Source organism: Lacticaseibacillus porcinae (assembly GCF_003946305.1).
In the GTDB taxonomy this organism is placed as follows: Bacteria; Bacillota; Bacilli; order Lactobacillales; family Lactobacillaceae; genus Lacticaseibacillus; species Lacticaseibacillus porcinae.
This window is the reverse complement of record NZ_RHNS01000015.1, coordinates 14,493-40,829: the sequence shown is the minus strand read 5'-3', so window position 1 is coordinate 40,829 and position 26,337 is coordinate 14,493. Positions and strand designations below refer to the sequence as shown.

23 protein-coding genes and 1 tRNA gene are annotated in these 26,337 nt (G+C 47.6%); 5 read left to right on the top strand and 19 right to left on the bottom strand.

Going from position 1 to position 26,337, the window contains the following annotated elements:
* Nucleotides 1-8: 8 nt before the first annotated feature.
* Nucleotides 9-728 (bottom strand): alpha/beta hydrolase, encoded by a 720-nt coding sequence (locus tag EKM92_RS10795; RefSeq protein ID WP_125710673.1) that lies wholly within the window; start codon nt 726-728, stop codon nt 9-11.
* Nucleotides 729-897: 169 nt separating this feature from the next.
* Between EKM92_RS10795 and EKM92_RS10790 the strand changes: the two genes are divergently transcribed.
* Both EKM92_RS10790 and EKM92_RS10785 read left to right on the top strand, forming a co-directional pair.
* Nucleotides 898-1,788: an N-acetylglucosamine kinase gene (locus EKM92_RS10790; RefSeq protein WP_125710671.1), complete on the top strand. Its 891-nt coding sequence runs from the start codon at nt 898-900 to the stop codon at nt 1,786-1,788.
* 24 nt (nt 1,789-1,812) lie between these two features.
* Nucleotides 1,813-2,901: a DUF871 domain-containing protein gene (locus tag EKM92_RS10785; protein WP_125710669.1), complete on the top strand. Its 1,089-nt coding sequence runs from the start codon at nt 1,813-1,815 to the stop codon at nt 2,899-2,901.
* 358 nt (nt 2,902-3,259) lie between these two features.
* On the opposite strand, the gene trpS is transcribed toward EKM92_RS10785, so the two are convergent.
* The 5 genes from trpS to EKM92_RS10760 form a co-directional block, all read right to left on the bottom strand.
* Complete coding sequence (gene trpS / locus EKM92_RS10780) at nt 3,260-4,276, bottom strand: tryptophan--tRNA ligase (protein ID WP_125710667.1); 1,017 nt, start codon at nt 4,274-4,276, stop codon at nt 3,260-3,262.
* A 279-nt stretch (nt 4,277-4,555) separates the two neighbouring features.
* A complete protein-coding gene (locus EKM92_RS10775) occupies nt 4,556-4,741 on the bottom strand; it encodes a hypothetical protein (protein ID WP_125710665.1) in 186 nt (61 codons plus the stop codon).
* Nucleotides 4,742-4,752: 11 nt separating this feature from the next.
* Complete coding sequence (locus EKM92_RS10770) at nt 4,753-6,075, bottom strand: dihydrolipoyl dehydrogenase family protein (RefSeq protein WP_125710663.1); 1,323 nt, start codon at nt 6,073-6,075, stop codon at nt 4,753-4,755.
* Between the two features lie 47 nt (nt 6,076-6,122).
* On the bottom strand, nt 6,123-7,061 hold the full coding sequence (locus tag EKM92_RS10765) for an ABC transporter ATP-binding protein (protein ID WP_125710661.1): 939 nt from the start codon (nt 7,059-7,061) through the stop codon (nt 6,123-6,125).
* A complete protein-coding gene (locus EKM92_RS10760) occupies nt 7,058-8,587 on the bottom strand; it encodes an ABC transporter permease/substrate-binding protein (RefSeq protein ID WP_125710659.1) in 1,530 nt (509 codons plus the stop codon). The genes EKM92_RS10765 and EKM92_RS10760 overlap by 4 nt, the downstream gene beginning before the upstream one ends.
* Nucleotides 8,588-8,782: 195 nt before the next feature.
* On the opposite strand from EKM92_RS10760, the gene helD reads away from it, so the two are divergent.
* Complete coding sequence (gene helD, locus EKM92_RS10755; RefSeq protein WP_125710657.1) at nt 8,783-11,059, top strand: RNA polymerase recycling motor HelD; 2,277 nt, start codon at nt 8,783-8,785, stop codon at nt 11,057-11,059.
* 155 nt (nt 11,060-11,214) lie between these two features.
* On the opposite strand, the gene EKM92_RS10750 is transcribed toward helD, so the two are convergent.
* The 4 genes from EKM92_RS10750 to EKM92_RS10735 all read right to left on the bottom strand — a co-directional run bounded on the left by EKM92_RS10750 (nt 11,215) and on the right by EKM92_RS10735 (nt 13,471).
* The gene (locus EKM92_RS10750) at nt 11,215-11,886 is read right to left on the bottom strand and encodes a CPBP family intramembrane glutamic endopeptidase (RefSeq protein ID WP_164509977.1); all 672 of its coding nucleotides are present in this window, start codon (nt 11,884-11,886) and stop codon (nt 11,215-11,217) included.
* A gap of 55 nt (nt 11,887-11,941) precedes the next feature.
* Nucleotides 11,942-12,014: transfer RNA gene (locus EKM92_RS10745), tRNA-Thr, on the bottom strand.
* 77 nt (nt 12,015-12,091) lie between these two features.
* Nucleotides 12,092-12,733, bottom strand: coding sequence for an HD domain-containing protein (locus EKM92_RS10740; protein WP_125710653.1), 642 nt, complete (start codon nt 12,731-12,733; stop codon nt 12,092-12,094).
* A gap of 21 nt (nt 12,734-12,754) precedes the next feature.
* Nucleotides 12,755-13,471, bottom strand: coding sequence for a nitroreductase family protein (locus tag EKM92_RS10735; RefSeq protein ID WP_164509976.1), 717 nt, complete (start codon nt 13,469-13,471; stop codon nt 12,755-12,757).
* Between the two features lie 33 nt (nt 13,472-13,504).
* Here EKM92_RS10735 and EKM92_RS10730 point away from each other — a divergent pair, with 33 nt between their 5' ends.
* Nucleotides 13,505-16,015 carry an excinuclease ABC subunit UvrA gene (locus EKM92_RS10730; RefSeq protein WP_125710649.1) on the top strand — a complete coding sequence of 837 codons (2,511 nt, stop codon included), beginning with the start codon at nt 13,505-13,507 and terminating at the stop codon, nt 16,013-16,015.
* 36 nt (nt 16,016-16,051) lie between these two features.
* Here the strand turns inward: EKM92_RS10730 and EKM92_RS10725 are convergent, their stop codons facing one another.
* From EKM92_RS10725 to EKM92_RS10690, 8 genes are all read right to left on the bottom strand, one after another.
* Complete coding sequence (locus EKM92_RS10725; protein ID WP_125710647.1) at nt 16,052-16,924, bottom strand: hypothetical protein; 873 nt, start codon at nt 16,922-16,924, stop codon at nt 16,052-16,054.
* Nucleotides 16,925-16,945: 21 nt separating this feature from the next.
* The gene (locus tag EKM92_RS10720; protein ID WP_125710645.1) at nt 16,946-17,935 is read right to left on the bottom strand and encodes an aldo/keto reductase; all 990 of its coding nucleotides are present in this window, start codon (nt 17,933-17,935) and stop codon (nt 16,946-16,948) included.
* A gap of 137 nt (nt 17,936-18,072) precedes the next feature.
* Complete coding sequence (locus EKM92_RS10715; RefSeq protein WP_125710643.1) at nt 18,073-18,882, bottom strand: HAD family hydrolase; 810 nt, start codon at nt 18,880-18,882, stop codon at nt 18,073-18,075.
* A 50-nt stretch (nt 18,883-18,932) separates the two neighbouring features.
* Entirely contained in the window at nt 18,933-19,268 is a 336-nt protein-coding gene (locus EKM92_RS10710) for a hypothetical protein (protein WP_125710641.1), read from the bottom strand.
* 179 nt (nt 19,269-19,447) lie between these two features.
* Nucleotides 19,448-20,797, bottom strand: coding sequence for a branched-chain amino acid transport system II carrier protein (brnQ, locus tag EKM92_RS10705; RefSeq protein WP_125710639.1), 1,350 nt, complete (start codon nt 20,795-20,797; stop codon nt 19,448-19,450).
* A 354-nt stretch (nt 20,798-21,151) separates the two neighbouring features.
* On the bottom strand, nt 21,152-21,820 hold the full coding sequence (locus EKM92_RS10700; protein ID WP_125710637.1) for a DUF6198 family protein: 669 nt from the start codon (nt 21,818-21,820) through the stop codon (nt 21,152-21,154).
* Nucleotides 21,821-21,832: 12 nt separating this feature from the next.
* On the bottom strand, nt 21,833-22,642 hold the full coding sequence (locus tag EKM92_RS10695) for a Cof-type HAD-IIB family hydrolase (RefSeq protein WP_125710635.1): 810 nt from the start codon (nt 22,640-22,642) through the stop codon (nt 21,833-21,835).
* Nucleotides 22,643-22,693: 51 nt separating this feature from the next.
* Entirely contained in the window at nt 22,694-23,587 is an 894-nt protein-coding gene (locus tag EKM92_RS10690) for a LysR family transcriptional regulator (protein WP_125710633.1), read from the bottom strand.
* Nucleotides 23,588-23,731: 144 nt separating this feature from the next.
* Here EKM92_RS10690 and EKM92_RS10685 point away from each other — a divergent pair, with 144 nt between their 5' ends.
* Nucleotides 23,732-24,931 carry an aminotransferase-like domain-containing protein gene (locus EKM92_RS10685; RefSeq protein ID WP_125710631.1) on the top strand — a complete coding sequence of 400 codons (1,200 nt, stop codon included), beginning with the start codon at nt 23,732-23,734 and terminating at the stop codon, nt 24,929-24,931.
* 42 nt (nt 24,932-24,973) lie between these two features.
* Here the strand turns inward: EKM92_RS10685 and EKM92_RS10680 are convergent, their stop codons facing one another.
* Nucleotides 24,974-26,146 carry a C40 family peptidase gene (locus EKM92_RS10680; protein WP_225420792.1) on the bottom strand — a complete coding sequence of 391 codons (1,173 nt, stop codon included), beginning with the start codon at nt 26,144-26,146 and terminating at the stop codon, nt 24,974-24,976.
* Nucleotides 26,147-26,337: the final 191 nt, after the last annotated feature.

Here is a 26,337-nt window from a genome sequence, read left to right as displayed (position 1 = left end):
TTAACTCCTTAATCAAATAACCAAGCAAACACATCGGTGATCGCTTGGGCCCAGTAAAACCAATCATGGCTTCCTGGGGTCGTGCGGTAAGTGACATTGAGACCTAATGTTTGCGTTAAAAAAATATTGAAGCGATCGTTATCGGCTTTCATGAAATCATCAAGCCCCTCGCCGTGATACCACCGCAACTGCTTCAATGCGAGCAAATCGCTGTGGCGGAAGGTTTGTTCAAGCAGGTCGTCTTGAATCGGCGCTTCAAAAACATGTTGATAATCTGGCATGATCGTCGGCACCACTGATAGATCACACACTGGCGATAACGCCGCCACTGCACTGAATTGTTCAGGATGTGCACAAGCATATTGCATCGCACCAAAGCCGCCCATTGAGTTGCCGGCAATAAAATTATCTTCCGAGCGGCGACTCAACGGCAACAATTGCCGCATGCCAGCAAAAACTTCTTGTTCCAAATAATCGCCATATAAGGCGCCGGGACTGTTGCGATAAAAACTGCGAGCCATTGCTGGCATCACCACCGCGATGCCAGCTTTGATCGCTAAAGGTTCGATCATCGTTTTGCGCAACCAACCGGAACCATCATCCCCTAACCCATGAAACAGCCATAATGTACGTAATGGCTGATCCGGTAAGGTGTCTGGCATGACCACGTGAATGGTCATTTGATTGGCTAAAATGGTTGACGCGCGAGTTAAGGTCAAATGAGCCAATTTGTCCCTTCCTTTCTCATATTCATGTCAAATAAAAGAAAATCCGTTTCATGCTATTTATAAAACAAAAAAACATAAAATTCAACAAAAGCTTGAAAAAAGATTTCCATTCGTTAAAATGTAAGGGTAAACAAAGGCGGATCATCAGTTATTAAAGTGAGGAAAGCACATGACTTATTTAATCGGGATCGATAGCGGCGGCACCCATATTGTGGGGAGTGCTTGGCAAGCTGACGGGAAACTATTAGCCCAAACCACTGCTGGACCAGGAAATATTTTTTTAAATGATACGCAAACGTTGATCAACCTCAAGCAAGTGATCCAAGCGTTGACCACACAATTAGCCGATCAGCCTTGTAGCCAAGTGCTCATTGGTATCGCCGGTGTGGAAACCACCAATAACGCCGCAGATGTCGCCCAAGAATTAGAAGCGACGTTCCATCTGCCCACTGCAGTCATTTCCGATGCTCAACTGGCTTTGCTCAACGGTTTGGAAGGCGCAGATGGCACTTTGATCATCGCCGGGACTGGCTCGATCGTCTACGGTCGCCAACAAGGCCAAATCACACGCTTCGGCGGCTGGGGGCAGTTGCTCGGCGACACTGGCAGTGCGTATAAGATCAGCGAAGCCGCGATGAAACAGGCGCTAGACGATTATGATCGCAAACGCGATAGTGCCTTACAAACGCTGATGTGTGAATTGCTACATGCAGACGACATGAAAGCGGCAGTCCGTCAGTATTATCAACTTTCTCGCGAAACCATTGCCGCTTTTGCGGCTAAAATCGCTGAATCAGCTGACAGTGGCGATTCAGCGGCAACGGCGATCATCACTCATGCGGCTGAAGCACTAGGCGGCGAATGTTTAGGTTTGTTGGCCCGCTATCAACAACCGGCACCGATGCAACTGGCATTATCTGGATCGGTGTTGACGCATAACGCGATGTTTCGTGAAGCGTTGATTGCGACAGTGCAAGCCCAATACCCACAAATTCAACCGGTGGTGGTCACCACCAACAATAGCCGCGGCGTGATTTTTTGGCAGCGGTGGTTAAAATAAATCTAATACGGAGGTCATTTCACCATGACAATGAGACAATTAGGACTTTCCATTTATCCTGATCACAGTGATTTTGAAGCAAACAAAGCATACTTGGAACTGGGCCACAAATACGGCTTCACTCGCATCTTTATGAGCATGTTGGAAGCTGGTGAATCAAAAGCCGCCACGCAAGCCAAATATCAAAAAATTATCGATGTCGGCAACGACCTCGGTTATCAAACCATTTTAGACGTGTCGCCACGCATTTTTGATCAACTTGGCATTTCATATTCCGATTTGAAATTCTTTGCCGATCTCCATGTGGCTGGCATTCGCTTAGATCAAGGCTTTGACGGCGCCACTGAAGCGATGCTGTCTTATAATCCTTATGGCTTGATCATTGAGTTGAACATGTCCAACAATGTGGATTACTTAAACAACATTATTAGCTATCAAGCTAACACTGCCTTTTTATATGGGTGTCACAACTTCTATCCGCAAGTCGGTACTGCCTTGCCTTATGACTTCTTCAAAGTTTGCTCTGAACGTTTCCGGAAGTTCAACATTCACTCAGCGGCCTTTGTCGCCAGCCAAGTCGGCAACATGGGGCCATGGAATGTCAACGACGGCTTGCCAACGCTTGAAGCTGATCGCTATTTGCCGATCGAAGTGCAAGCCAAGCACTTATTTGCCTCGAATTTGATCGATGATGTGATCATTGGCAATGCCTATGCCAGCGAAGCAGAACTCAAAGCTTTAGCTGACATGGACCGCTATCAAGTACAATTTCACATTGACTTTGTCGACCAGGTCAATGACATTGAAAAAACGATCGCTTTGACCCCACAACACTTCCGCCGCGGCGACATCAACCCTAACGCGATCCGCTCCACAATTTCTCGGGTGACTTACAAAGCGGTGCCGAATGCCCCACATGACAACGACATCACCTTCCAACCTGGTGACGTGGTGGTCGGCAATGACAACTTCGGCATTTACAAAAATGAACTGCAAATCATTTTGAAGCCACACCAAGAACCACGGAAAAACAAAATCGGCAGCATTGCCCCAGAAGAATTGATGTTGCTCGATTTCATCAAGCCTTGGAGCAAATTCAAGTTCATCAACTAACCGTCACAGTGCGAAAAGCTGTGGACGCCGACGATTTGGCGTCACTACGGTGAACTGGACCAGTTGCCAGTGCGGCCGACTGCAGAAATCGGCAAAGCCCGCCGATGTTCTTTCGTCTAGAATTTGAACCAAAGAACATCGCTTTGTTTCAAATTCTGCCGGTAAAATCTGCGCGAACCGCCACAAAGCGGCGTTTCACTTGATTTTACTGCCACAGGCAATGGTCCAGTTCACCTTCGTTTTGCCCAATCATCTTCGCCCACAACTTTTCTTCGTTCAGAGATCAAGTCTTCAAATCACGGCCCCACAAAAATAGGATCGCAAAGCCAATTCAGCTTTGCGATCCTATTTTGATTGATTATTTGAAGTAGTTGAAGCCGATGGCATCGCGAACTTCTTGTAAGGTTTGGTTGGCGACTTCATTGGCATGGGCTGTGCCATCGATCAAAATCTGTTGCACAGAAGCCATGTCTTTAGCGTATTCCAAACGACGGTTGCGGATCGGTGAAAGCACGGCATCCATCACATCGTTTAAGTAACGTTTGATCTTCACATCGCCTAAGCCACCATGTTGATATTCAGCTTTTAAATCAGCGACATGTTGTTTGTCAGGATCGAAGATATCGAGATAAGTGAAGACGACGTTGCCTTCCACTTGACCTGGGTCGGATACATGAATGTGGTTAGGATCGGTGTACATGGACATGATCTTCTTTTGGACTGTGTCGGCGTCATCAGCTAAGTAAATGCCGTTGCCTAATGACTTCGACATTTTGGCGTTGCCATCGATACCAGGCAAACGACCAGACCCCTTAGGTGGGAAGTAGCCTTCTGGTTCCACTAACACGTCAGCGTTATAAGTGCGGTTGAAGGTGCGGACGATTTCGCGAGTTTGTTCCAACATCGGTTCTTGATCATCACCCACTGGCACTGTGTCTGCTTTAAACGCGGTGATGTCAGCGGCTTGAGACACTGGGTAAACAAAGAAGCCGGCAGGCACTGATTCACCGAAAGCTTTTTGTTTAATTTCAGTTTTCACCGTTGGGTTGCGGTTTAGCCGCGCGACAGTGACCAAATCCAAGTAATACATCGTCAATTCAGACAATGCCGGGATCGCAGATTGCACTAAAATCGTCGTTTTCTTCGGGTCGATGCCGACTGCTAAATAGTCCAAAGCCACTTCCATCAAGGAGTTGCGGATTTTTTCTGGGTTGTTGGCATTGTCAGTTAACGCTTGCGTGTCGGCAATCATCACAAAGTTGTTGTAGTCGCCTGAGTTTTGCAAAGCAACGCGGTTTTGTAAACTGCCGATGTAATGGCCAATGTGTAAGCGGCCAGTGGGGCGATCCCCAGTTAAAAAGGTATGTTTTGCCATGTTGTTTTCCTCCTGAATAGATAAAAAAGCCGTCCAAATGTCGTTAAACATAGGACGGCTGAGCGCGGTACCACCTAACTTGCCTCAAAAATCAGTTTTGAGACCTCTCAAATCGCTTAAGGCGCGTACACCGATTGTCCCTTGCGAGCCAAATCATGTCAGCTGGTGACTCTTTTTTCAGTCACAAGAGTTCTCTGCACACCAGCAAATTGACACTACCATCGCAAGCTTTGACGTTAATCTTCATGATAGTAGATGATTAAAGCGATGTCAATGTGACTACAACATCGCCGCAACGATCCCAGCGATCACGCAAACCACTGCACCAACGACGCCGACGATCATCATCGCTTTGCCGAAGCCGGGATTTTCTGATTTGAATTTGCGGCCGATCGCAAAAATAAAACCGAAAATAATCGCTAGGATCACCGCTGAGATCACAAGAATTGAAGTATAGGCAGACATAAAAAGCTCCTTTAAAGCAGATATTGTAAATCACTAGAAGCGCTGGGATAAGCAAACAACATGCTTTGCGGATCAAAGGCTTGGTGTTGTTGAATGATCAAAGTGAATTGATTGATCAATTCTTCTGCATGTAACCCCACCACTAACGCGCCGACTAATAAGCCGGTGTGTTGATCGGTGATGGTGACCACGCGCGCGGTATCATCGAGTTGTCGATGATAAGTGTACCACGTCGACACTGGTTGATCGAACACTTGATAACGTTCAGGATCTGCTTTAGCAACGGCGACATCCATGCCGACGCGCGCAATTTCAGTGGTACCAAACACGATTTCTGGGATCACTGGGTATTGGATCGGTTCGCTCATCCCTAACAAATGCTTGGCGATATAGCGGCCTTCAAAACTAGCCACTGGCGTAAGCTTCGGTTGCGTTTTATCAACAGCATCCCCGATCGCATAAATGTGAGGGATCTTAGTTTGCATGAATTGATCAACAGGCAACCCTTTTGGCGTCATGGTTAAGCCGATCGGCGATAAATCGATCCCCAGATCTGCAGAGCGACCAGTCGCAGCAAATGCCGCATTCACATTTAAACTGAAATTGTCGTCGCCATGAAGCCACACACCAAGGTCAGATTTGCCAACGCTAGTGAGGTGAATATTATCATGCCAGTGAATATGGGCACTGGTCATGGCTTGTTTCAATGTCGCCGTCGCCCGTTGATCCCACCCCCGTAAAATCGTTTCTGAGCGGTTGATGATGTGCACTTCAGCGCCTGCCGCCGCAGCGATATTCGCCAGTTCAACTGACACATAGCCGGCACCGATAAACGCAATCCGCTGCGGCAGTTGATCCAAATCAAGGAATTCATTAGAAGTTTTCAATAAATCAGCACCTGGAATATCAGGTATTGATGGTTTGCGACCAGTCGCGATGATGATGTCATCAGCATCAAATAAATCACCACCTAATGACACAGTGTAGCGATTGATAAATTCAAGTTCCCCATGGCGGGTGTTGACCCCTGAAGCATGTAAGCCAGTGAGTGTCCCACCTGGTACTGTGTTGGTGTAACTGCGCTTGTGCGCCATGAGTTCTGGCCAGTTGATCGTCAGTTCACCGCGTACCCCAGCTGGTTGCATGTCGCGAGTCGCTGTTTTCAATTCGGCGGCGCGATACAACATTTTCTTTGGATCACAACCGCGGTTTGGACAAGTGCCACCCCAAAGATCGCGTTCAAAAATCATCACCCGCTTATGGTCGGCTAGTGCACTTGCAGCAGCGACCCCAGCAGGTCCTGCCCCAATAATGATCACATCATAATGATTCATGCCACATCCTCACCTTTCGTTATCAATCGGCGACTATTTGCTCAAAACTAGGCGTTGGCAGCTAAAAAATTCAACACTGCTTGCGCGTCTATCTTAAACTTACCCGAATCCGTTTGAATTGTCACTTTTTCGCCTTGTGCGATCACTGGTAAAATGCTTTTCAACAACGCGTCTGGTGACGTCAACGGGCGGTTTGGCGCGGTGTCTGGTGTCGCAAAGGCTGTCAGCTTCCGCAGTGGGGCTTCCATTAACCGTGCTTTAGTCCCTGCAAAAAATTCAGCGACCCAATCGGTTGCCGGGCTTTTGGCAATGGCTTGTGGAGTGTCGCATTGGACCAACTGCCCGTCGCGCATCACCGCAATGCGATCACCTAACCGCATCGCTTCGTTCATATCATGGGTGACAAAGACAATGGTCATGTTCAACCGTTGATGCAAGTCCAACACTAATTCTTGCAATTGATTGCGGGACAATGGATCAAGGGCTGAGAACGGTTCATCCATCAACACCACTGGCGGCTTGTTGGCAAAGGCGCGCAAAATGCCGACCCGTTGTTGTTCACCGCCAGATAAGGCTTTAGGGAAGCGATTGCGATATTGTTCCGGGGGTAAGCCCACTGAATCAAGTAATTCATCAACGCGATTGGTAACTTCAGCTTTTGGCATATGGCGAAGCTCTGGGATCAAGGCAATGTTTTGCCCCACGGTCATATTCGGGAATAAGGCGATTTGCTGCAAGACGTAGCCAATTTGCCAACGCAATTCACGAATGGGATATGAAGTGATGTCTTGGCCTTTGAATTGAATCGTACCGCTAGTTGGCGCGATCAAGCGGTTGATCATTTTTAAGGTGGTGGTTTTGCCACTGCCAGATTCGCCAACTAACACAAATAATTCGCCAGTGTGGATCTTAAGGTTGAGATCTTGCACCGCGTCGCCTGAGGCATAAGTTTTGGTGACGTGATCAAATGCGATGAGTTCACTCATTTTTGCGCCTCCAATAAATGATGAGTCGTCAAATAATGTTTGGCAACACTTGCGGCAGATTGCTTCTTCACATTCACATCATAATTCATCTGTTGCATATCAGTTTCTGAAATTTTACCGGCTAAGCGGTTCAACCGCTTGATGATCGCAGGATGTTGCTTCGCCCAGCTTGCTTTCATCATCGGCGCTCCGCGGTAAGTGGCAAAAACATGTTTCGGATCTTGTAAAGCAAGCAGCTTGTATTGTGCGATTTGTGAATCTGTGGAATACCCGTCAGTCACCTCCACATGGTTTTGCGACAAGGCTTGATAACGTAGCGACGCATCTAGTGAATTGACCTTTAGATTTAAACCATATTGTTGTTTGATCCCTGCATAACCATCGGCGCGACCAGAGAATTCAAGGTCAAAACCAGCGGTACCGTTAGGCAGTTTGTTCAAATCGCTGATGGTTTTCAATCCATATTGCTTGGCAGTGCTTTGCCGCACCACCAAGGCATAAGTGTTGTTGTATTTCATCGGCTTCAACAACGTTAAACCTTGTTGCTTCAATAATGAATTGGCGATCGGATAAGAATCCGCGCCGTGGTTGATGGCAGCGGTTTGCTTAGCACTAGGTTTTACTAAGCTAGTAACCACCGTCCCAGTGAATTCAGGATATAAATCGATTTTTCCAGACTTCAAGGCATCAAATAAAAAGCTGGTTTGGCCAAAGTTTGGTTTCAACACCACATCGACATTGTCTGAACCATCTTCGATCAACAATTTGTACATGTTGATCAACACTTCTGGCTCACTGCCGAGCTTCCCGGCAATGGTGATGGTTTCTGGTTGTGGCCGCAACGCTTGGTAGCTCCAAACACCACCGCCGATGACGCCTAAAGTCACTAATCCAGTCACCACCCAACGAAAGCGAACTTTTTGAATCAACGCCAGTCCTGCAGAAAACACTAACGCTAAGGCAGCCGAGGCTAATGCCCCAAGTAAGGTCAAGGTCGTATCATTGCGATTGATCCCAGACATAATGAAGGTCCCTAGGCCACCGCCGCCGATCAACGCGGCAAGCGTCGCTGTCCCAATGATCAACACCGTCGCCGTGCGAATCCCACCCATGATCACTGGTAATGCTAATGGGAGTTCGACTTTTCGTAATTTTTGAAACCGCGTCATCCCAAAAGCTTCCGCTGCTTCTTCAAAAGCAGGATCGATTTCTGATAAGCCGACATAAGTGTTTTGAAAAATCGGGAGCAGCGCGTACACCACCAACGCAATGATCGCAGGGGTTGTGCCGATACCGACAAATGGGATCAACAACCCTAACAATGCCAGTGAAGGAATGGTTTGCAAGATACCGGTGAGTTGCAACAACACATTGGCTAAGCGCTTATGGCCAAGGGAAAATACCGCCAGCGGCAACGCGATCACCACCGCGATCACCAGTGCCACTAACGAAATTTGAATATGTTGACCTAACGCCACCAATAAGTCCCCGCGGCGTTCTATAAAGGTCTGCCATAAATTGCTCATAAGCCCTCCATACACCCATTATTTCCGACTTTGAATATTTCTCAGTTTACCATACTTTGTCGCGTGTTGCTTACTAATTCACAGCATATCACTTGCACAAAGCCGCGACATGCAATAAACTAGATAGACCAATTTGTTGCCCACAGTGTAGCAAACGCACGTTCTCATTGCAAATCACTAAGGAGGCTTTTGTGCATGTCGTCATCCCAAACTCAAGAACAACATCGCGTCACGCAAGTCCTAGCCAAACTCCACCAGCGCCTAGACGTCATCGCGCGGCAATTAAAAGAAGCCCATGAAGATACCAAACGCATCGAACAAAGCTATGGTGATGCCACCAAAGTCAACATCACTGAAATCGATGACCGAATGGAAACTAACGCCGCGGTCCAACAGCAGAAAATGATGGTCGCCCGCGCAGTTGAAAATGAAACCATTTTAGAACATGAACAAACGCGCCTCACCCGCTTGGCGTCAAATCCATATTTTGGTCGCATCGATATCAATGACGTCGATGGCGCAGAAACGTTATATATTGGCACTGGCACCTTCCAAGATGACGATAACCAGTTTCTCGTGTATGATTGGCGCGCACCGATTTCTTCCGTATATTACAACGGCACATTAGGTCCGGTGACTTATGAAACACCGGTTGGCAAGCGCCAAGTCGATCTCACCAAAAAACGTCAGTTCATGATCCAACATGGCGAGATCACCAACATGTTTGACACCTCAGAAACTGTCGGCGATGAAGTCCTGCAAGCAGTGCTTGGCGCGCAATCTGATGATTACATGCAAAACATCGTCGCCACCATTCAACAAGAACAAAACGACATTATCCGAAACACCAAAGCTGACGTCTTAGTTGTCCAAGGCGTCGCGGGATCTGGGAAAACTTCTGCGGTGTTGCAACGCGTGGCCTATTTGTTATATCACGCTCGCACCACACTAGACGCCGATCAAATGGTATTGTTCTCTCCTAACCAATTGTTTGCGAACTATATTTCTGAAGTGTTGCCATCGCTTGGTGAAAAAAACATGCGCCAAGCCACCATGTATGAATTCTTCGCCAAACGTTTTGCTGGCTTACATGTCCAAACATTATTTGAACGCTTCGAACAAGATCAACTCAACTTACCAGAAACCACTAAAAAGATCCGCCGCTATAAAGAAGCCGCCAATTATTTAGATGAGATTCAGCACTTTGTTGACGCCCCTGGTCATGTCCCAGCATTCATCGATATCATGTTGAATGGTGAAGTGTTCTTCAAAGCTAGCACCATTCAAAAAATTTACGCCGCCCAACCCGCTCGCGCGACTGCCGCAAACAAATTCCTCGACACCAAAAATGCGTTGATCAAACGCCTCCACACCCGCATCAAACTCGCGGTTTATGACGATTGGGTGCAAACCCAACTGGAACTCATGTCAGATGAAGTCAGTCGTCAACTGTTAGCCGGCCATGAATTTGAATCTGGTGACGACGAAGCGCAATTCTTAGCGGAAGCCGTGGTGAGAAAAGCTTTCGCACCAGTATATGACGCCATTTATAATGACTACTTCTTAGATGAGTATCAAGAATATCAACACTTTTTGGCGACGGTGCAAGTTCCAGACGTTGCCTCAAACGTTTGGGCAACGATGAGTCAAGCTGTCGCAGACGACCTTGAGTCCCATCATTTACGGTTAGAAGATGCCGCGCCGATTTTATATTTGCGCGATGCGATTTCAGGCACTGGTCAAAATCATCAGATCCAATATGTGTTCGTCGATGAAATGCAAGATTACACCATGGCGCAATTGAAATACTTGCACCACGCCTTTCCTAAAGCCAAGCTCACCTTACTTGGCGACGCCAAACAAGATGTGTTCACCAGCAACTATCAAGCTAGTCCTTACTTTGACAGTCTGAAGCTAGTGTTCAAAGGCATGCGCATCGATCAAATTGCGTTAAATAAATCTTATCGCTCAACGCAGCCGATCACCAACTTCGGCAAAGCCTTACTACCAGAAAGCGACCATATCCTCGCCTTCAATCGCGATGGTGAAAAGCCCAAAGTTTTGTGCCTGCCGCAAAATCAAGCGATGGCTGGCGTCACCAAACTCGCCAACACCTTGTTGCGCAGCAATCACACTGTTGCGATCCTCACCAAAAATCGTGCTGCCGCCGAACAACTTTACACCACCCTTAAAATCGACACCCCGACGCATTTATTGACGCCACAAGATCACCATTTACACAACGGCTGTTTGATCATGCCTGTGTATTTGGCCAAAGGGTTAGAATTTGATGCGGTGATCGGTTGGGATGTTTCAGCAAGCACCTACCACGGCGAAGCGATGCGCGATATTTTATATACGTTAAGTACCCGCGCCTTGCATCACTTGATCTTGATCGGGATCAATGAACCCAGTCCTTTGATCACCGCATTGCCACAGGACTTGTACCAACCGCTGGAATTACCTGTTTAAACGCAAAAGTCGCGCAACATTTCAAATATGTTGATAGTCGCGTTCCAAAAAGCAACGCCCAGCAATATAAATGCCCCTGCACCGCGGTTTAAAACCAAACCGTGGCACAGGGGCACTTATATTTTGGGCTAAAACCGCTTTTTGTCGCAGCCTTTTTATAGCATTAAGGCGACGAAATTATTTAAGAAATGTAAGGCGATGCTGTAGCGAATGTCTTTGGTTTTAACATAAGTGGCAGTAAAAATCGCCCCCATGGCAATATAGGAAATCATATTCAGCGGCTCACTAGGGCCTGCATGCATTAAACCAAATACCACACTAGAAATGATCGACGCCGCCCATAAGCGCCGTTTATCTTTCAGTGAACCAAAGCTGTGCATCAACAACCCCCGAAACAATAGTTCTTCGATTGGTGGTGCGCCGACCACCGCGATCAACACCATGGTCAGCGGTGCTTGTTGCAACACTTGCATTAAGGCATCTTGATTTTGTGATTCTGCGGTCCAATGCAAACTGATGGCAATGCCGCTGAGGACTTGTACCACCACCAAGGCCAGCACCATTTTTCCCATGAACACCCAAGTTTCACGCATTGGGGCATGCGGTTCGAAGCCTTCAGGATCTGGTCTTAAATAATAGCGGTAAGTGGTCGCCAGCAAATAGATCAAACTCCCAAAAACAATGGCAAACACCAAGGCGACTAACACGCTGCTGGCTTTGCCATTAGTCGCAACGGTTGGGATCATCACGATCATTTCAGCGATCATGTACAACGCAAACAGCGCGACGACGCCAGCACAACGCCGAATGATTTTCCAAATATCCACAGGCTTGCCTCCTAGGTTAAATAACAAAAAAGCCTTCATGATGAAGGCTTAGCGCTGCCGTCTACTGGATTTGAACCAGCGACCTCAGCCTTACCATGGCTGCGCTCTACCTCCTGAGCTAAGACGGCATGACCAGTTGCGTTAAACAACTGCTCATTCAATATACCGTAACCCACCAACGCCTTGCAACCTTTTGGCGGGAAAATCATCGACGACCGTCATACTCGGCTAAGAATTCATCAACAAAATCATGCATTACCTGCGTCCGCGCTTTAGCAACGCGCTTGGCCGCTGGGGTATTCATTTGCGCCTCAAGCTTGAATAGCTTTTCTTCAAAATGATTCAACACGGGACTTTGCGTTTGGCGATAAGCTTTAGCCGTGAGTTCAGTGCGCGGTGGGATCGCTGGGTCATACATCATACTGCCGTGAGCGCCGCCGTACATAAACGTGCGCGCAATGCCGATGGCGCCGATGGCATCTAAGCGATCTGCGTCTTGCACCAATTGGCCTTCAAGACTTAACTGAAAGTGATGCGCTAAGTTTGCTTTGTAGCTCATATGGTCGATGATCTCAAAGATGGCGTGTTGCTGATCGTCGGTGGCACCTGCAAGCGTCAATTGTGTGGCGGTTTGTGCTTTAGCAGCGGCGACATCAGCCACTAATTTATCGTCGTAAGTATCATGAAGGGTGGCTGCGGCAATGGTGATGTCGACATCAGCTTTAGGCGTTTGCTTTAATAATTGTTTCACCGTCGCCACAACGCGTTTGATGTGGTCGGCAGCATGGCCGCTAGCATCATGTTGCGCCACCGTTTCAGCATAAGTTTGTAAACTTGAAATTTTCATTTTGCCTTCCAATTCGTTACACTATTGGGGTAAGTTGAACCCTTGCGACTTTAAAATCGCACCGATTTCATCACGGTGATGTTGATCAGCGTGTAAATGCTTTGCAATCAAGCTGGTGAAAGATTCAACCCGCGCGCCACTAGAACGATGGGTATAATAGTCGCTAACTTGCGCATCATACGCGGATAAATCAACACGCTTGGGATAGGTATTCTCACCAAGTACCGCTGCTTGCGGCAGGCGCGGTTTCAACTCTGTGGTTTGATCAGGCACCCCGATCATCAACCCTAACAATGGGAAGGTGTACTTCGGCAAATGCAACAAGTTGATCATTTGGGCCGGATCATTCAAGATGCTCCCCAGCATCACGCCACCTAAGCCGCTATGTTCAGCGGTGCTCAGCATGTTTTGTGCCGCCAGTGTCGCATCAAAGCACCCGGCTAAAAAGGCATTCCAGTTGGTGAAATGAGCTAAGTCAGCAGCTTGTGGCGTTTGCGCAATGTCGCGGGCGGTGTCTACCACAAAAATAAATAATTCGCCGTTGCCAGTGATGCAAGGGCTGGTGGAAATAGCCTGAATCGCTTGCCGTAGCGTTGGATCAGTGACGCGGATCAGTGAAAATGATTGTAAAAATTCACTAGAGCTGGTGGCTTGCGCTGCGGCCACTAAGCTTTGCCAGTCGATCGGCTGGGCTTTAAATTGACGAATACTGCGATGCGCTAACGCATTTTGATCCAAAACAGTCACTCCATTTCAAAGAAGGTTTTCAATATGGTTCATGATAACACGATTCCCACTCACATTGTGGTGCGTGGCGCCCATGTGAATAACTTAAAAAATCTCAATGTCGACATTCCTTTACATCAACTCGTTGCCATCACTGGCCGCTCTGGCTCTGGCAAATCAAGTTTAGCGATGGGGGTGTTATATGCAGAAGGCATGCGGCGATATGTCTCAGCGCTTTCGACTTACACGCGCCGGCGTTTAGGCCAAGTCGGTCATGCCCAAGTCGATAAAGTCGAACACATCCCCAGTGCCATTGCCTTGCGTCAGCGTCCTGTCGTCCCTGGCGTCCGCAGTACAGTCGGCACCACAACGGAAGCGTTGAATGTGGTGCGGCTGATGTTTTCGCGATTAGGGTCACCGCAATGCCCCAATGGTCACCAAATCCCACCAACCATCGACATTGCGCATTTAATGGACACCCAAGGGGAAAAAGCAACGTTGAAGTGTCCCGAGTGCGGGGCGCCTGTGCGATTGTTTGGTGCCGAAAGTTTTGCGTTTAATTCGGTTGGCGCTTGTACTGAATGCAACGGCACCGGCGTTGCCAAAACTTTAGCCGTATCGCGATTGATCCCAGACCCGACCAAAACCATTCGTGAAGGTGCGGTAGCATCATGGCGTTTGCCTGGGCGCAACTTCATGCAAATCGTCGCGCAATACGCAGGTATCGATATCGACACGCCTTTCAATGAACTGCCTAAAGATCAACAAGACATGGTGTGGCATGGTCCCAAGCGCACTTACGCGATCAACATTCCGTCTAAAACCGGCAAGATCTTCCATATGGACAACGCCGTTTATGAAAATGCCTATAACGCAGTGCTCGACTCCATGGCGACCACGACCAATGAACGCGCCATCCAACGGTTGAACCGTTTCTACGAATTCGGGGTTTGCCCAGTGTGCCACGGCTCACGTTTTGATCAAAAGCTCCTCACCCAAACCATCGACGGCAAAAACATTGCTGAAGTTTCAGATCTGACGCTAAGTGAACTCCATGACTTTTTGCCACAGATCAAAGCGTGGTTGCCAAAGAACATGCACGCGCTTGCTGATGACATTTTACGCGAGCTCGACCAAATTCTAAAACCTTTGCTTGATCTCGGCTTAAGTTACCTCGCGTTAAGTCGTGCTGGCAACACGTTATCAACAGGTGAATTGCAACGGATTCAACTCGCCCGCACCTTACGCACACAAACCACCGGTGTATTATACGTGTTAGATGAACCAAGTATTGGGTTGCACGCCGCCAATGTTGAAGGGTTGATCGAAGTGATGCGGGCACTGGTCGCGCAAGGCAACTCTGTAGTAGTGGTCGATCATGACACCGCGATTATTGAAGCCGCAGACACAGTATTAGAAATCGGACCAGAAGCTGGTAACGCCGGTGGGAAGTTGTTGAATCTCGGGACGCCTGCTGAAGTGTCCAAAGCGTCGAATTCATTGATCGCACCATTTCTCAATGGGTCTGCGACGTTGCGGGTACGACCGCAACCACAACCTGCAAAAAAGCATTTCGGGGTGACAGTATCTGATCGTTTTAACTTGCACCATTTGACCGCAAACTTTCCGATCAATCAATTCTCTGTGGTATCCGGCTTCTCTGGTGCTGGCAAATCAACCTTAGTCCTTGATGCGTTGGTGCCGGCATTAACAGCGACTAAGAAACAACCGGCACCAAGTTTTGTGTCAAACATTCAAACTGGCGGTATCAAACGTGTCGTTGCCATCGACGCGACCCCAGTCGGGAAAAATGTGCGCTCAACAGTTGCGACTTACACCGATATTCTCGATCATTTACGAACATTGTTTGCCAGTTTACCTGAAAGCCAGGCTGCAGGCTATACCGCCAGTAACTTCTCTTATAACGTCAAACTCGGGGCTTGTCCGACATGTGGTGGGACCGGACAGATCAATTTAGATATTCAATACTTACCAGACATGCAAGAAACTTGTCCGACTTGCCACGGCCAACGCTACAATCCAGAATTATTAAAGATCCAATGGCACGGGAAAAACATTGCTGAATGCCTCGCCCAATCAGTTGATGATGCGCAAGTATTCTTTGCAACACAACCTGCCATTGCGGCGACCTTACAAACCTTGCATGATATGGGCTTAGGGTATTTACAACTTGGCGAAAGCACCCCTGCGTTATCTGGTGGTGAAGCGCAACGTTTGCGGTTGACCAGTCATCTTGGGCGAACGCAACGTGGGACTTTGTTTGTGTTTGATGAACCTAGCGTTGGGTTGCATCCGCTAGATGTACAAGTATTGCTCCAAGTCTTTCAACGGTTGATCGATCAAGGGGCGACAGTACTTGCGATCGAACATGACCTCGATATGATCGCCAATGCTGATTATTTATTTGATATGGGTCCTGAAGGCGGTGAATTTGGCGGTAAGCTTGTTGCTAGTGGCACCCCTGAACAAGTCGCTGCAGGCAGTGGCCACACTGCGAAGTTTTTAAAGGAACATTTAAACCATTTTGAATCATAACCTGAAAAGGGAGGCCACGGTGGCCTCCCTTTTGCGTTATTGATAAGTGTCTGACGCCATTTGCCAGTGACTGTCGGCAGGGTTTCTCACTTGTAAATTACCTTGGGCGTCAACGCGAAAGACTCGCGTTAACTGTTGATCGGTATATTGATAAACTTCTGCATAGCCATCGACAAACTTTTGCGTAAAGGTGTAATCACTGGCGTTATAAGTCGATACTGTAGACTGAAGGTAAGTTCTGACCCAATGTTCCATTTGCGCAGTGGTGAGGTTGTGAACATCGACTGAACTGGCGACTTCATCTGGGTTGGCGTGGCCGTCGACTTCAGTTTGGGCATCATCTAGGGCATCGAGTTTCCAAGTCAAGGTATTGCCTTGTGAATCTTGTGCCTGCCACTGCACGGTTTGGAGTTGTCCGTCAGTTACAGTTAACGGGATCTGCCAACCATTCATCGCCAGCACCTGACCATTAACACTGTAGCCGATCGTGTGAGCGTACATATAGCGCGCTAAACCACTGACCCGTGCTTGCGTTTGATTGATGAAATACCCCAACATCACCCCATCATGCACAGTATTTTGTGGCGCCTTGTTCTCCGCCATCGCTTGATCGACGCCTTCACCATTGAACAAGACAGGCATGATTTGAAACCCTAAGCCAGTGAGATCTGGTTGCGTTGAACTGCTGGATGAGCTGGTCGCACTGCTAGATGTAGACGTTGAGCGAGTTTTTTTACTGCTAGTCTTACTTGATACCTGACTTGCGCTTGTTTGTTGGTGGTCGCCAGCATCGTCAGTCCCGCTATACGCATAAACTAAGCCTCCGATCACTAAAATGATCGGTAATAAGATCCCGATGACGACCCATATGCGTTTGTGTTTGGTGCGGTTCCCCATTCTTGTTGGCATTTATCTTTCCTTGTTGTTCAACTACAATGTGACGATTTGATCAATGGCAGCTAATTCATCGGCAGTAAACGTCGTATTTTGGGCGGCTTGTAAATTATCATCTAAATGGGCGGCGCTAGTGGTCCCAATGATCACACTGGCGACTACTGGATCGCGCAATAACCATGCTAATGCCAATTGACTCAAACTTTGTCCGCGATTTTGGGCAATGGCATTTAAGGCGTTTAGTTTTTCAACTAAAGCGTCAGCGCCAACACTTAAGGTCGCTTGATTGGTGTGGTGGATCTTGAAGTCTGGCGGCAATCCGTTCAAATAACGATCAGACAACAAGCCTTCTGATAGCGGCCCATATGCCACTAACCCTTGATGATGTTTCTGCAACACGTCTAACAAACCGCTAGTTTCCACTGAGCGATTGAACATGTTGTAGCTCATTTGCGACACCACCACCGGCGTATGGTAAGTTTCAAACAACGCCAATACCGCTTGGGTTTGTTCGACATTGTAATTGGAAATGCCAATATAGCGCGCTTTACCACTTTTAACGACGGTATCTAAGGCCGATGCCGTTTCTTCAAGCGGCACTGTTTCATCAAAGCGATGGGCGTAGTAAACATCGACATAATCAGTTTGCAACCGTTGCAGTGACCCATCGATATGTTGCATGATCGCCTTGCGCGATAACCCGTCGCCATAAGGTCCGGCACCAATGGTAAAACCGACTTTGGTGGCGATCACCAACTCATCGCGGTACCCTTTCAGCTCTTTGGCAAGGACTTTGCCAAGTAACGCTTCGCTAGAGCCATAAGGAATGCCGTAGTGATCAGCCACATCAAAATGAAATACGCCTGCATCAAACGCATGCAACAACAAGGCTTGCCGTTCGTCAAACGGTGCCTGCGCGTCAAATCGCTGCCACAACCCTAACGACACCGCTGGCAATCGCAAACCAGAATTGCCGACCGATCGTACTGCTAGGTGATCATACCGCGTTGCTTTTGCTTCATACATCCCTATCATCCTTTCTCGATGGCCTTATTGTCGCATGTTACCGTTTCCAATACTAGCTCATAACTTCCAAATCATTTCACTAAAAAATGCACGCTACTCGCAGCTGCACAAAAAAAGAGGCACAAGGCCTCTTTTAACTATGCGAAATAGTTTTCTAAGAAATGCGCGATGCCGTCTTCTGTGTTGCTTTGCGTTTGAAAACGCGCAGCTTTGGCAACATCTGGTACCGCATTGCCCATCGCCACTGAGATCCCAGCAGCTTTAAGCATCCCCAAATCATTTAACCCATCGCCAAAGACAATCGTACGACTGGCTGGAATCCCAGTTTTGGCTTGGAGTTCGGCGATCGCAGTCGACTTGTCGACATGTTTGGGGATCAATTCAATATTGGTGGCGTCACTAGCAGATAAATGCATCGCGTTACTTGCAGCTAACGTCATCATTGTGCGTGCCAATGATTCTGGATCATGAGGGCTAAAGATGATCCCATTGGTGATCTCGTTGACATGGCCAAGCAAATTTTCAATGGTGTGCACTTGCTTAACGGCAATATTGGCGGCAGTGCTAGCAAAGCTCATCATGGTATCGATCACCGATTGACTTGGCGTTTTGGTGTAATAAACGGTGTCATCAGTGAAGTACACTGCCGGAAGATTTTGCATGGCGGCGGCTTGTTCCGTCAACCTCAACGCATGCTCCCCCATTAAATGATGGACACGTTCGCCGTTAAAGTCATACACGGCACCGTTTGAGGCGATGATCTCGGCGCGGTCATCAACTTGATCGGCGATGACTTTTGCTAAGTTATACATGCGGCCAGTCGCAGCGTAGAATTCATGGCCGGCATCTAATAATTGTTGTAATACGGCAATGGTTTTGGCGCTGACATGTTGATGGTCATATGCCAAAGTGCCGTCGATGTCTGAAATGATCAGATACTTGTCCATGGGTTCCCTCCTGAAAAAAAAGACGGCTAAACTGCAGCCGTCAGTACCGTTTAACGTCCTTGTGGAATCGTGTCGAGGTCCGCTTTGAACCATTCATTCCAAGGCGTTACAGGCAACCCATTGTCGTTAAATGGGGCGTTGATCGTCTTTAACAAGGCGATCAAGTTTTCCCCACGTTCAGACAACAGCCCGGACTTCAATTCTTCTTTGTTAAAGGATTGGTTAGCCATCAACCAAGCATTAATATCGGCGATGTGGCCAGTGGTATCAGCTTGGGCGATCAGGTCCAAACCTTCATTACGGAATTTATCCAAATAAAAATCAATAAAGTCGCTGAGGGCTTTAATTTGCGCATCAGACGTCAGATCAGTGATCGACTTAGTCATAGCTTTACGCCATCCTTTCAAATTACTCACTCTTATACGATAGCTAAATTTCATCGTATTGGCAAATCTGAATTAAAATCACCTGATTTTGATCAGATCCCACATATTGTGCTGAAAGTTGCGTCATACCGGCCTTTTCAAAGGCATAATTGCTTTATATTCAACAAATTGTGGGCCAATTAAAATTTTTTAAGAGAATTTTTTTTCGCTAACGTGACGCGATCGACAACGATGCCAAGCACCGCACCCACTAACGCAGGGATCGTCCAGCCTAATCCTGAAGCAAATCCAGGCAAAAATTTCCCGATTTTCAACAAACTGGTACACCAGCTAGCTTGCAACCCAGTGGCATTTAACCCATCAAGCAAGGCTGAGATCGCGGTAAACAACAGCGATAAGTTGAACAACCAGCGATGTTGTTGAAACAGCACTGACAACAACCCCACTAAGATCAACACAATGGCAAAAGGATATAGCGCCATTAACACCGGCGTCGACACCTTTAACAAGCGATCAAGGCCAACATTGGCAAAAAACATCGGCACCAGCGTTGCCACTGCGATCACCGCTTGATAAGGGATGCGAGGAAACATTTCTTTGGCGGTATCCCCAAAAGCAGTGATCAAGCCGATCGCGGTTTTCAAACAGGCGATCACGACGATCACAGCTAATAACACGTTACCAAAGGTCCCAAAATATTGATGCGCGACATTACTTAGGATCACCCCACCGTTATCTGCGCGGGAAAATACCCCTAAGGCATTGCGTCCGAGCAATGCCAGTAGTGCATAGATCACGCCCATCAAAGCTGCCGCTAGCGTCCCCGCTAACACCGTGTGCTTAGCAATCGCAGTCGGTTGGGTAATGCCAAGTTGTTTGATCGCATTGACAACAATGATCCCAAAAGCTAACGCGGCAAGGGCATCCATGGTGGAATACCCAGCGGTAAAGCCCGTCGATAACGCGGCGGTTTGATAAGTGCCCACTGCTGATTGGCCATGCCCTAAAGGCGACACCACCACTGCGATCAATAACACCGCCAGTACCACTAAAAACACTGGCGTCAGCACTTTGCCCACATACACCATGATCTTGCTGGGTTTGCGCGCAAACCACCACGCCACTGCAAAGAACAGCACTGAATAAACCGCAAGCGCCGGCGTTTGGTGCGCATTGCTGACAAAGCGCGTCAACCCGATCTCATAAGAAATCGACGCCAATCGCGGCAGTGCAAACAACGGGCCAATACACAGATACAACAAAATCGTAAATAGATAGGCAAATGGACGATTTGCTTTTTCAGCAAGGCCAAACACCCCATCGACTTTGGTGATCCCAATAGCAGCGACACCAAGCAACGGTAAGCCGACGCCAGAAATTAAAAAGCCGATCACCGCTGGCCATAAGTGATCCCCAGCTTGTTGGCCGACAAATACTGGAAAAATTAAGTTGCCTGCACCAAAGAATAAGCCGAACAACATGGTGCCAATAAATAGTAATTCGCGTTGCGTAAGTTTGCGCGACGTCATGTGAATCCCTCTTTTCGCTTGTTGCAAATAGTGTAGCAATCGAATCTGACAAGGGCGTGAACAATTTATGAGAAACGTGGTGGTGGCAAGGTCAGGCATCACTCCGGTGAATTGAACCATTGCCAGTGCGGCCGGCTCCAGAAATCGGCAAAGTGCGCCGATGTTCTTCCACCTAGAATTTGAACCAAAGAAAAGCACTTTGTTTCAAATTCTGCCGGTGAAATCTGCGCAAGCCGCAAACCCAGCGTCTTTCTTGATTTCACTTTCACTGGCAATGGTTCAATTCACCTCCGCAATGCCCGACCACTGTCGCCTACTTGCAATCATCATAACCGACACTTCGCCGATAGCATCTTACACCTGCAAATGGCGATGTTTCAATTTCGGGAAGACATGCATATCTGCAAAGCCGATCACTGCACCTTGCGCCACCAAGGAAAACAAGGTTCCGATGTTAATGGCATAAATCTGCCGTGTAAACGACACGCACAAGATATCGATGATGATCGGAGGCAGAAACGATACCACTTGGGCGATTGCAGCATTGCCATGGAAGAATTTAAAGCGAATGATCTGCATCAGGTCATCATTGGGATGAATCACCACGTTAATGCGTTGATAAATCGAAATCGCACAGCCAATGCAAATGATCCCGATTAAATCTAACCCCACCCGGATAACCAACGGCATCGTCACTAAAGGGGTCATTTTGATCACATCAGCAAACGCTGATACCAAAAATGAAAATGGGATCATAAATATAAAGTTCCCTGCGATCCGCCGCCAATCCAAATGTCCAAGCACTGCGGCGTTAAACAACACCACAGCCACCCCTTCTAACAACAAGATCAACAGCAAACTCACGCCAAACGCGTGACTCATATTCACAGCACTAGTCGTCCACAACGCACTGCCGAGGTTCATCGCCACTGTCAGTCCATTACCAAAGCCATTGAGCAGCAATGAACAACAAAACATCCCCACTAACTGCGCTGAAGTTTGATTTTCTACTGTATGTTGCATCCACTCATCTTCTTACAAGGCTAAGTAATCGGCTAAATAATCCGCCATGCCTGAATTTTCATTATCAAAAGCCGTCACTGCATTAGCCGCTTGCAAGATCTCTGGTCGCGCATTTTTCATTGCGACGCCTACCCCAGCGTAATCGATCAAATCCAAATCATTCAAATCATCGCCAAACGCGATGACATCTGCTTGATCGATGCCATATAAGCCGGCAACATAAGCCACTGCTTGAGATTTGCTGGTGTTGCCTTCTGTCACTTCAAGTGCAGTGTGTTCACCACTCCATGCGCCCCAAGTTTTTGGGGTGAGGCTTGGGAAGTGTTGGGCGACCGCTTGTTGCAAAGCGGTCAAAGTGTGTTCGCGAATAAACATCGTCACTGAAATCGGGGCTTGCGTTAACCCATCAGCATCAAATAACGACTGAGGATCTGGCAGATCTGGTAAAAATGGCATATTCACGTATCCGTGATCTGCAAGTAACAGTTGTTTGCCTTCTGCAACCATCAATTCGATGTCAAATTGGGTTTTCAATGATTTCAACGCTAATGCCGTTTGCGTCGTCAACGCCACTTGTCGTTCACCACCCCAATGTTGATGGGGTTTATGGATCAACGCGCCGTTAAAGTTGATCATCGGCGCGGTTAAGCCGAGTTCATCATAGAAATGCTCTGAAATCGAATCAGGCCGTCCAGTGGCGATCACCACTAAATGGCCGGCAGTTTGCGCAGCTTGTAACGTGGCAATGGTTTGCGGGCTCAATGTTCCCGCTTGATTTAAGGTGGTACCGTCTAGATCTAAGGCGATCAGTTTTTGATTCATATATGGTTTCCTCACGTCTAATTCATAGGATTATTTTAACGCAACTGGCGGCTACAACAAGCAGTCTTCAGGATAATGCTCTTTCAAATAAGCTTCGATCACGGTTTGCATCCGCGCGACTGAAGGCGACTTTTGGGTGGTGGGGTTCATCACCAAACATAAAGTCCGTTCAAAAGGTTCAGAAAATGAATAGGTGTTTACATCCCCAACTAACTTCTTTAACGCCAGTTTTGGTAACACCCCAAGACCAAGTCCTGCTTCTACCATCGACAGGATCGATTGGTCATCTAAAGAGTAATGCAAAGAGTTCGTTGACACATTGTAGCGATCAAGGGCCTTTTTCGTATCGCGGTCATAGTCAGCTTGTTGCAAAATGAAATTCTGATGCGCCATGTCGCGATCCGTCATGAAGGTCCCGTTAGCAGGCGTATAAGCCAGCGGGGTGATGCAGTATATCGGGTCTTTCAACAATGGAATGGCGATCAATTGCTTGGCCACTGGCATTAATGAAAACCCGATATCAATGGTCCCGACGCGCACTTGTTCAGCGATTTCATTGAAGCTAGCTTGCACCAATGACACCGCAATTTTAGGATATTGTTTCTTAAACCGCAAAATAATTTCGGGTAACCAGTTGTTGGACACTGACGAAAAGGCCCCGATGCGAATGCGACCAGTGTTGATGCCGTTAATGTTATCGGCGATTTGCACCAGTTGATCTTCCAAATTCAAAATCGATTGGATCGTCGGCAAAATCGCCGTCCCATCAGGGGTTAATTCCACCCCAGTGCGATTGCGAATGAATAATGGAAAGCCGAGGTCACTTTCCAGTTGCGACACACTATGAGATACCGCACTTGGGGTAACATTTAAGGCTTGAGCAGCTTGCATAAAGGTCCCTTTTTCCACCACTGCACTAAAAACTTCGTAACTAAAATTACTCATCAATTGCCTCCAGATCCCGCGGTTACGCTATTTGTTCTAATAGATGAGAAAATCTCATGTAGCTTTGAACAAGTTGAATTTTACTTCATCATAAAGACAACGTAAGCTTAAGTCAAGTTAAGCCAAACAGAAAGGAAGATCATCATGGAATTAGCTCAACGCAATTATCAAACTGCCAGTGCCGGATTAGAGGCGTTATTCGCCGCGTCCAACCCCAAGGTGATCTCTTTTGCTGGCGGCTACCCAGATCGCAAACTTTTCCCCACCAAACAACTCAACTCAGCCTTCGCTCACAGCTTCTCTGGCGAAGATCCAGAATTATTGCAATATGCATCAGCAACTGGTTATCAACCATTACGTCAAAAGCTTGCCACGCGCATGCAACAAGACGGTATGGCAGTCACCGATGACGATGTGTTATTGACCCAAGGCGCCCAACAAGGCATCGATCTCACCGCGCGGTTGCTGCTCAATGTCGGCGACGGCTTGGTGGTGGAAGGTCCTACTTATGTCGGCGCCTTAGCTGCTTTTGATGCCTATCAGCCCACCTATTACACCGTGCCAGTGGAAGCAGACGGTATGGACTTACAAGCGTTGCAAAAAGTACTCATGACGCAATCTGTGAAATTGATCTACACCATTCCTGATTTTCAAAATCCGACAGGCACGGTGATGTCATTAGCTAAACGCCAAGCATTGATCGCTTTAGCGAATCAATATGATGTGATGATCTTAGAAGATGGCCCTTATCGTGATTTACGCTACACCGGCACCAACTTACCAACGTTGCAAAGTTTAGACACCCAAGGGCGGGTGATTTTCTTAGGGAGCTTTTCCAAGATCTTAGCCCCAAGTTTACGCCTCGGTTGGCTCGTCGCTCAACCTGAGTTATTACATCACTTAACCGCTTTAAAAGGTGGCGTCGATGTTGAATCCAGCAACTTAATGATGCATGGGATCAACGCTTATCTTGAACACAACGACTTGAACGCTCATATTCAAGAGATCCGCGCTTGCTATTTAGAAAAGAAAAACTTGATGGTCAACACTTTGCGGCAACATTTACCAGCAGGCTGCACAGTCAATGATCCCGATGGCGGCTTCTTCTTGTGGTTGCAGTTGCCTGTTGGCTTTGACGCTGAAGTCTTCATGAATGATACCTTGATGCCACAAGCCAATGTCTCATTTGTCCCAGCTAGTGTGATGGTACCAGGTGCTGGCATGACCAATGGCGCGCGGTTGAACTTCACCGGTCCGACCCTTGCTCAAATCAACACTGGTGCGATTGCTTTATGTGATGCATTGGCTCAAGCATTGACACAACCGCAACGTTTACGCCGCTAAAAAAACCTTCACGAAAAAATTCGTGAAGGTTTTTTCAATGGTTTATTTTAAGACCCGCACTGCAAAGCTTGGGTAGAAGTAACTGGAGATCGTGGCGATCTTAACAGTTTCGCCTGGTTCAGGTGCCGCGATGTATTGGTTGTTCCCGATATACAAGGCGTCATGATAAGTGCTGCCATTGGCACTCCAGAACAAAATGTCCCCTGGTTGTAAAGCTGACAAGCTGACGCGGGTGCCGGCATTTTGTTGCGCGCCGGTGTAGCCGCCGATGTTGATCCCTGCTGCATGTAAGAAGACGTAATACATCAACCCTGAGCAATCAAAGCTGTTCGGGCCTTTACCACCCCATACGTAAGGCTTCCCGATTTCAGTTTTCGCTAATGCGATCACTGCAGCAATTTTTGCAGAAGCAGAACTGTTAGTTGAAGTGGACGTACTCGTTGACGTGCTCGTTGAAGTCGAGGCACTGCCGGTATATACCGAAGCGCCGGCACTGGCGACCCAAGCGTTGGTGCCGATCTTGTACCAGGTGTAACCGTTGGCAGAAGCTGTGGCAGTATAGCTATAAACCGCACCGACTTTTAAGCTGCCATTAACGGCATAACCAGTCCCGGCACCTGAGCGTTGGTTAGAGGCGTATTTGATTTGAACTTTGCCACTCGCTGCGGTACCTGTTGAGGTGCTCGTGTTTGTCGTTGTTGACGCATTACCGGTATAAACCGCAGCACCGGCAGAAGCGACCCAGCGGTTATCACCGATCTTATACCAAGTGTAGCCATTCGCAGAAGCTGTGGCAGTATAAGTATAAACAGCGCCGACTTGTAAACTGCCGTTGACGCTGTAGCCAGTTCCGGCACCTGAGCGTTGGTTAGACGCATATTTAATCTGCACTTTACCGCTAGCAGCAGTGCCAGTGGTACTAGTCGTTGCGTTCGTCGTTGACGCACCAGCGGAAGCGACCCAACGATTCGTCCCGATTTGATACCAAGTGTACCCGTTAGCAGTGGCAGTGTTCGTGTAAGACAACACTGACCCAACGTTTAAGCCACCAACGATTTTAGCGGCAGTGGTTGGGGTTTGACGCACATTTGAAGAATAGTTGATCTTCACGTAGCTGGCAGCGGAAACTTTGTTGCTGTGGCCAGAGGCGAGTAAAACGCCGGCAAATACTGCAGTACTAGCTAATAACGATGAGGCAAGCTTGCTTGATTTCATAGGATCCCCCGAAATAATTTCATTTTTAATAACATTCATTTATAAATTCAACATCAAAAAATCAACTTTTTGACACTTTTGAGTTTACGCTTGTCGTGTTACATTAAGATGACTAAAATCAAACAATCCTAAAACATCCTTAAGCATTTTTGGTATTTTTTTAGTTTTAAAAGATAACAAATATTACAATG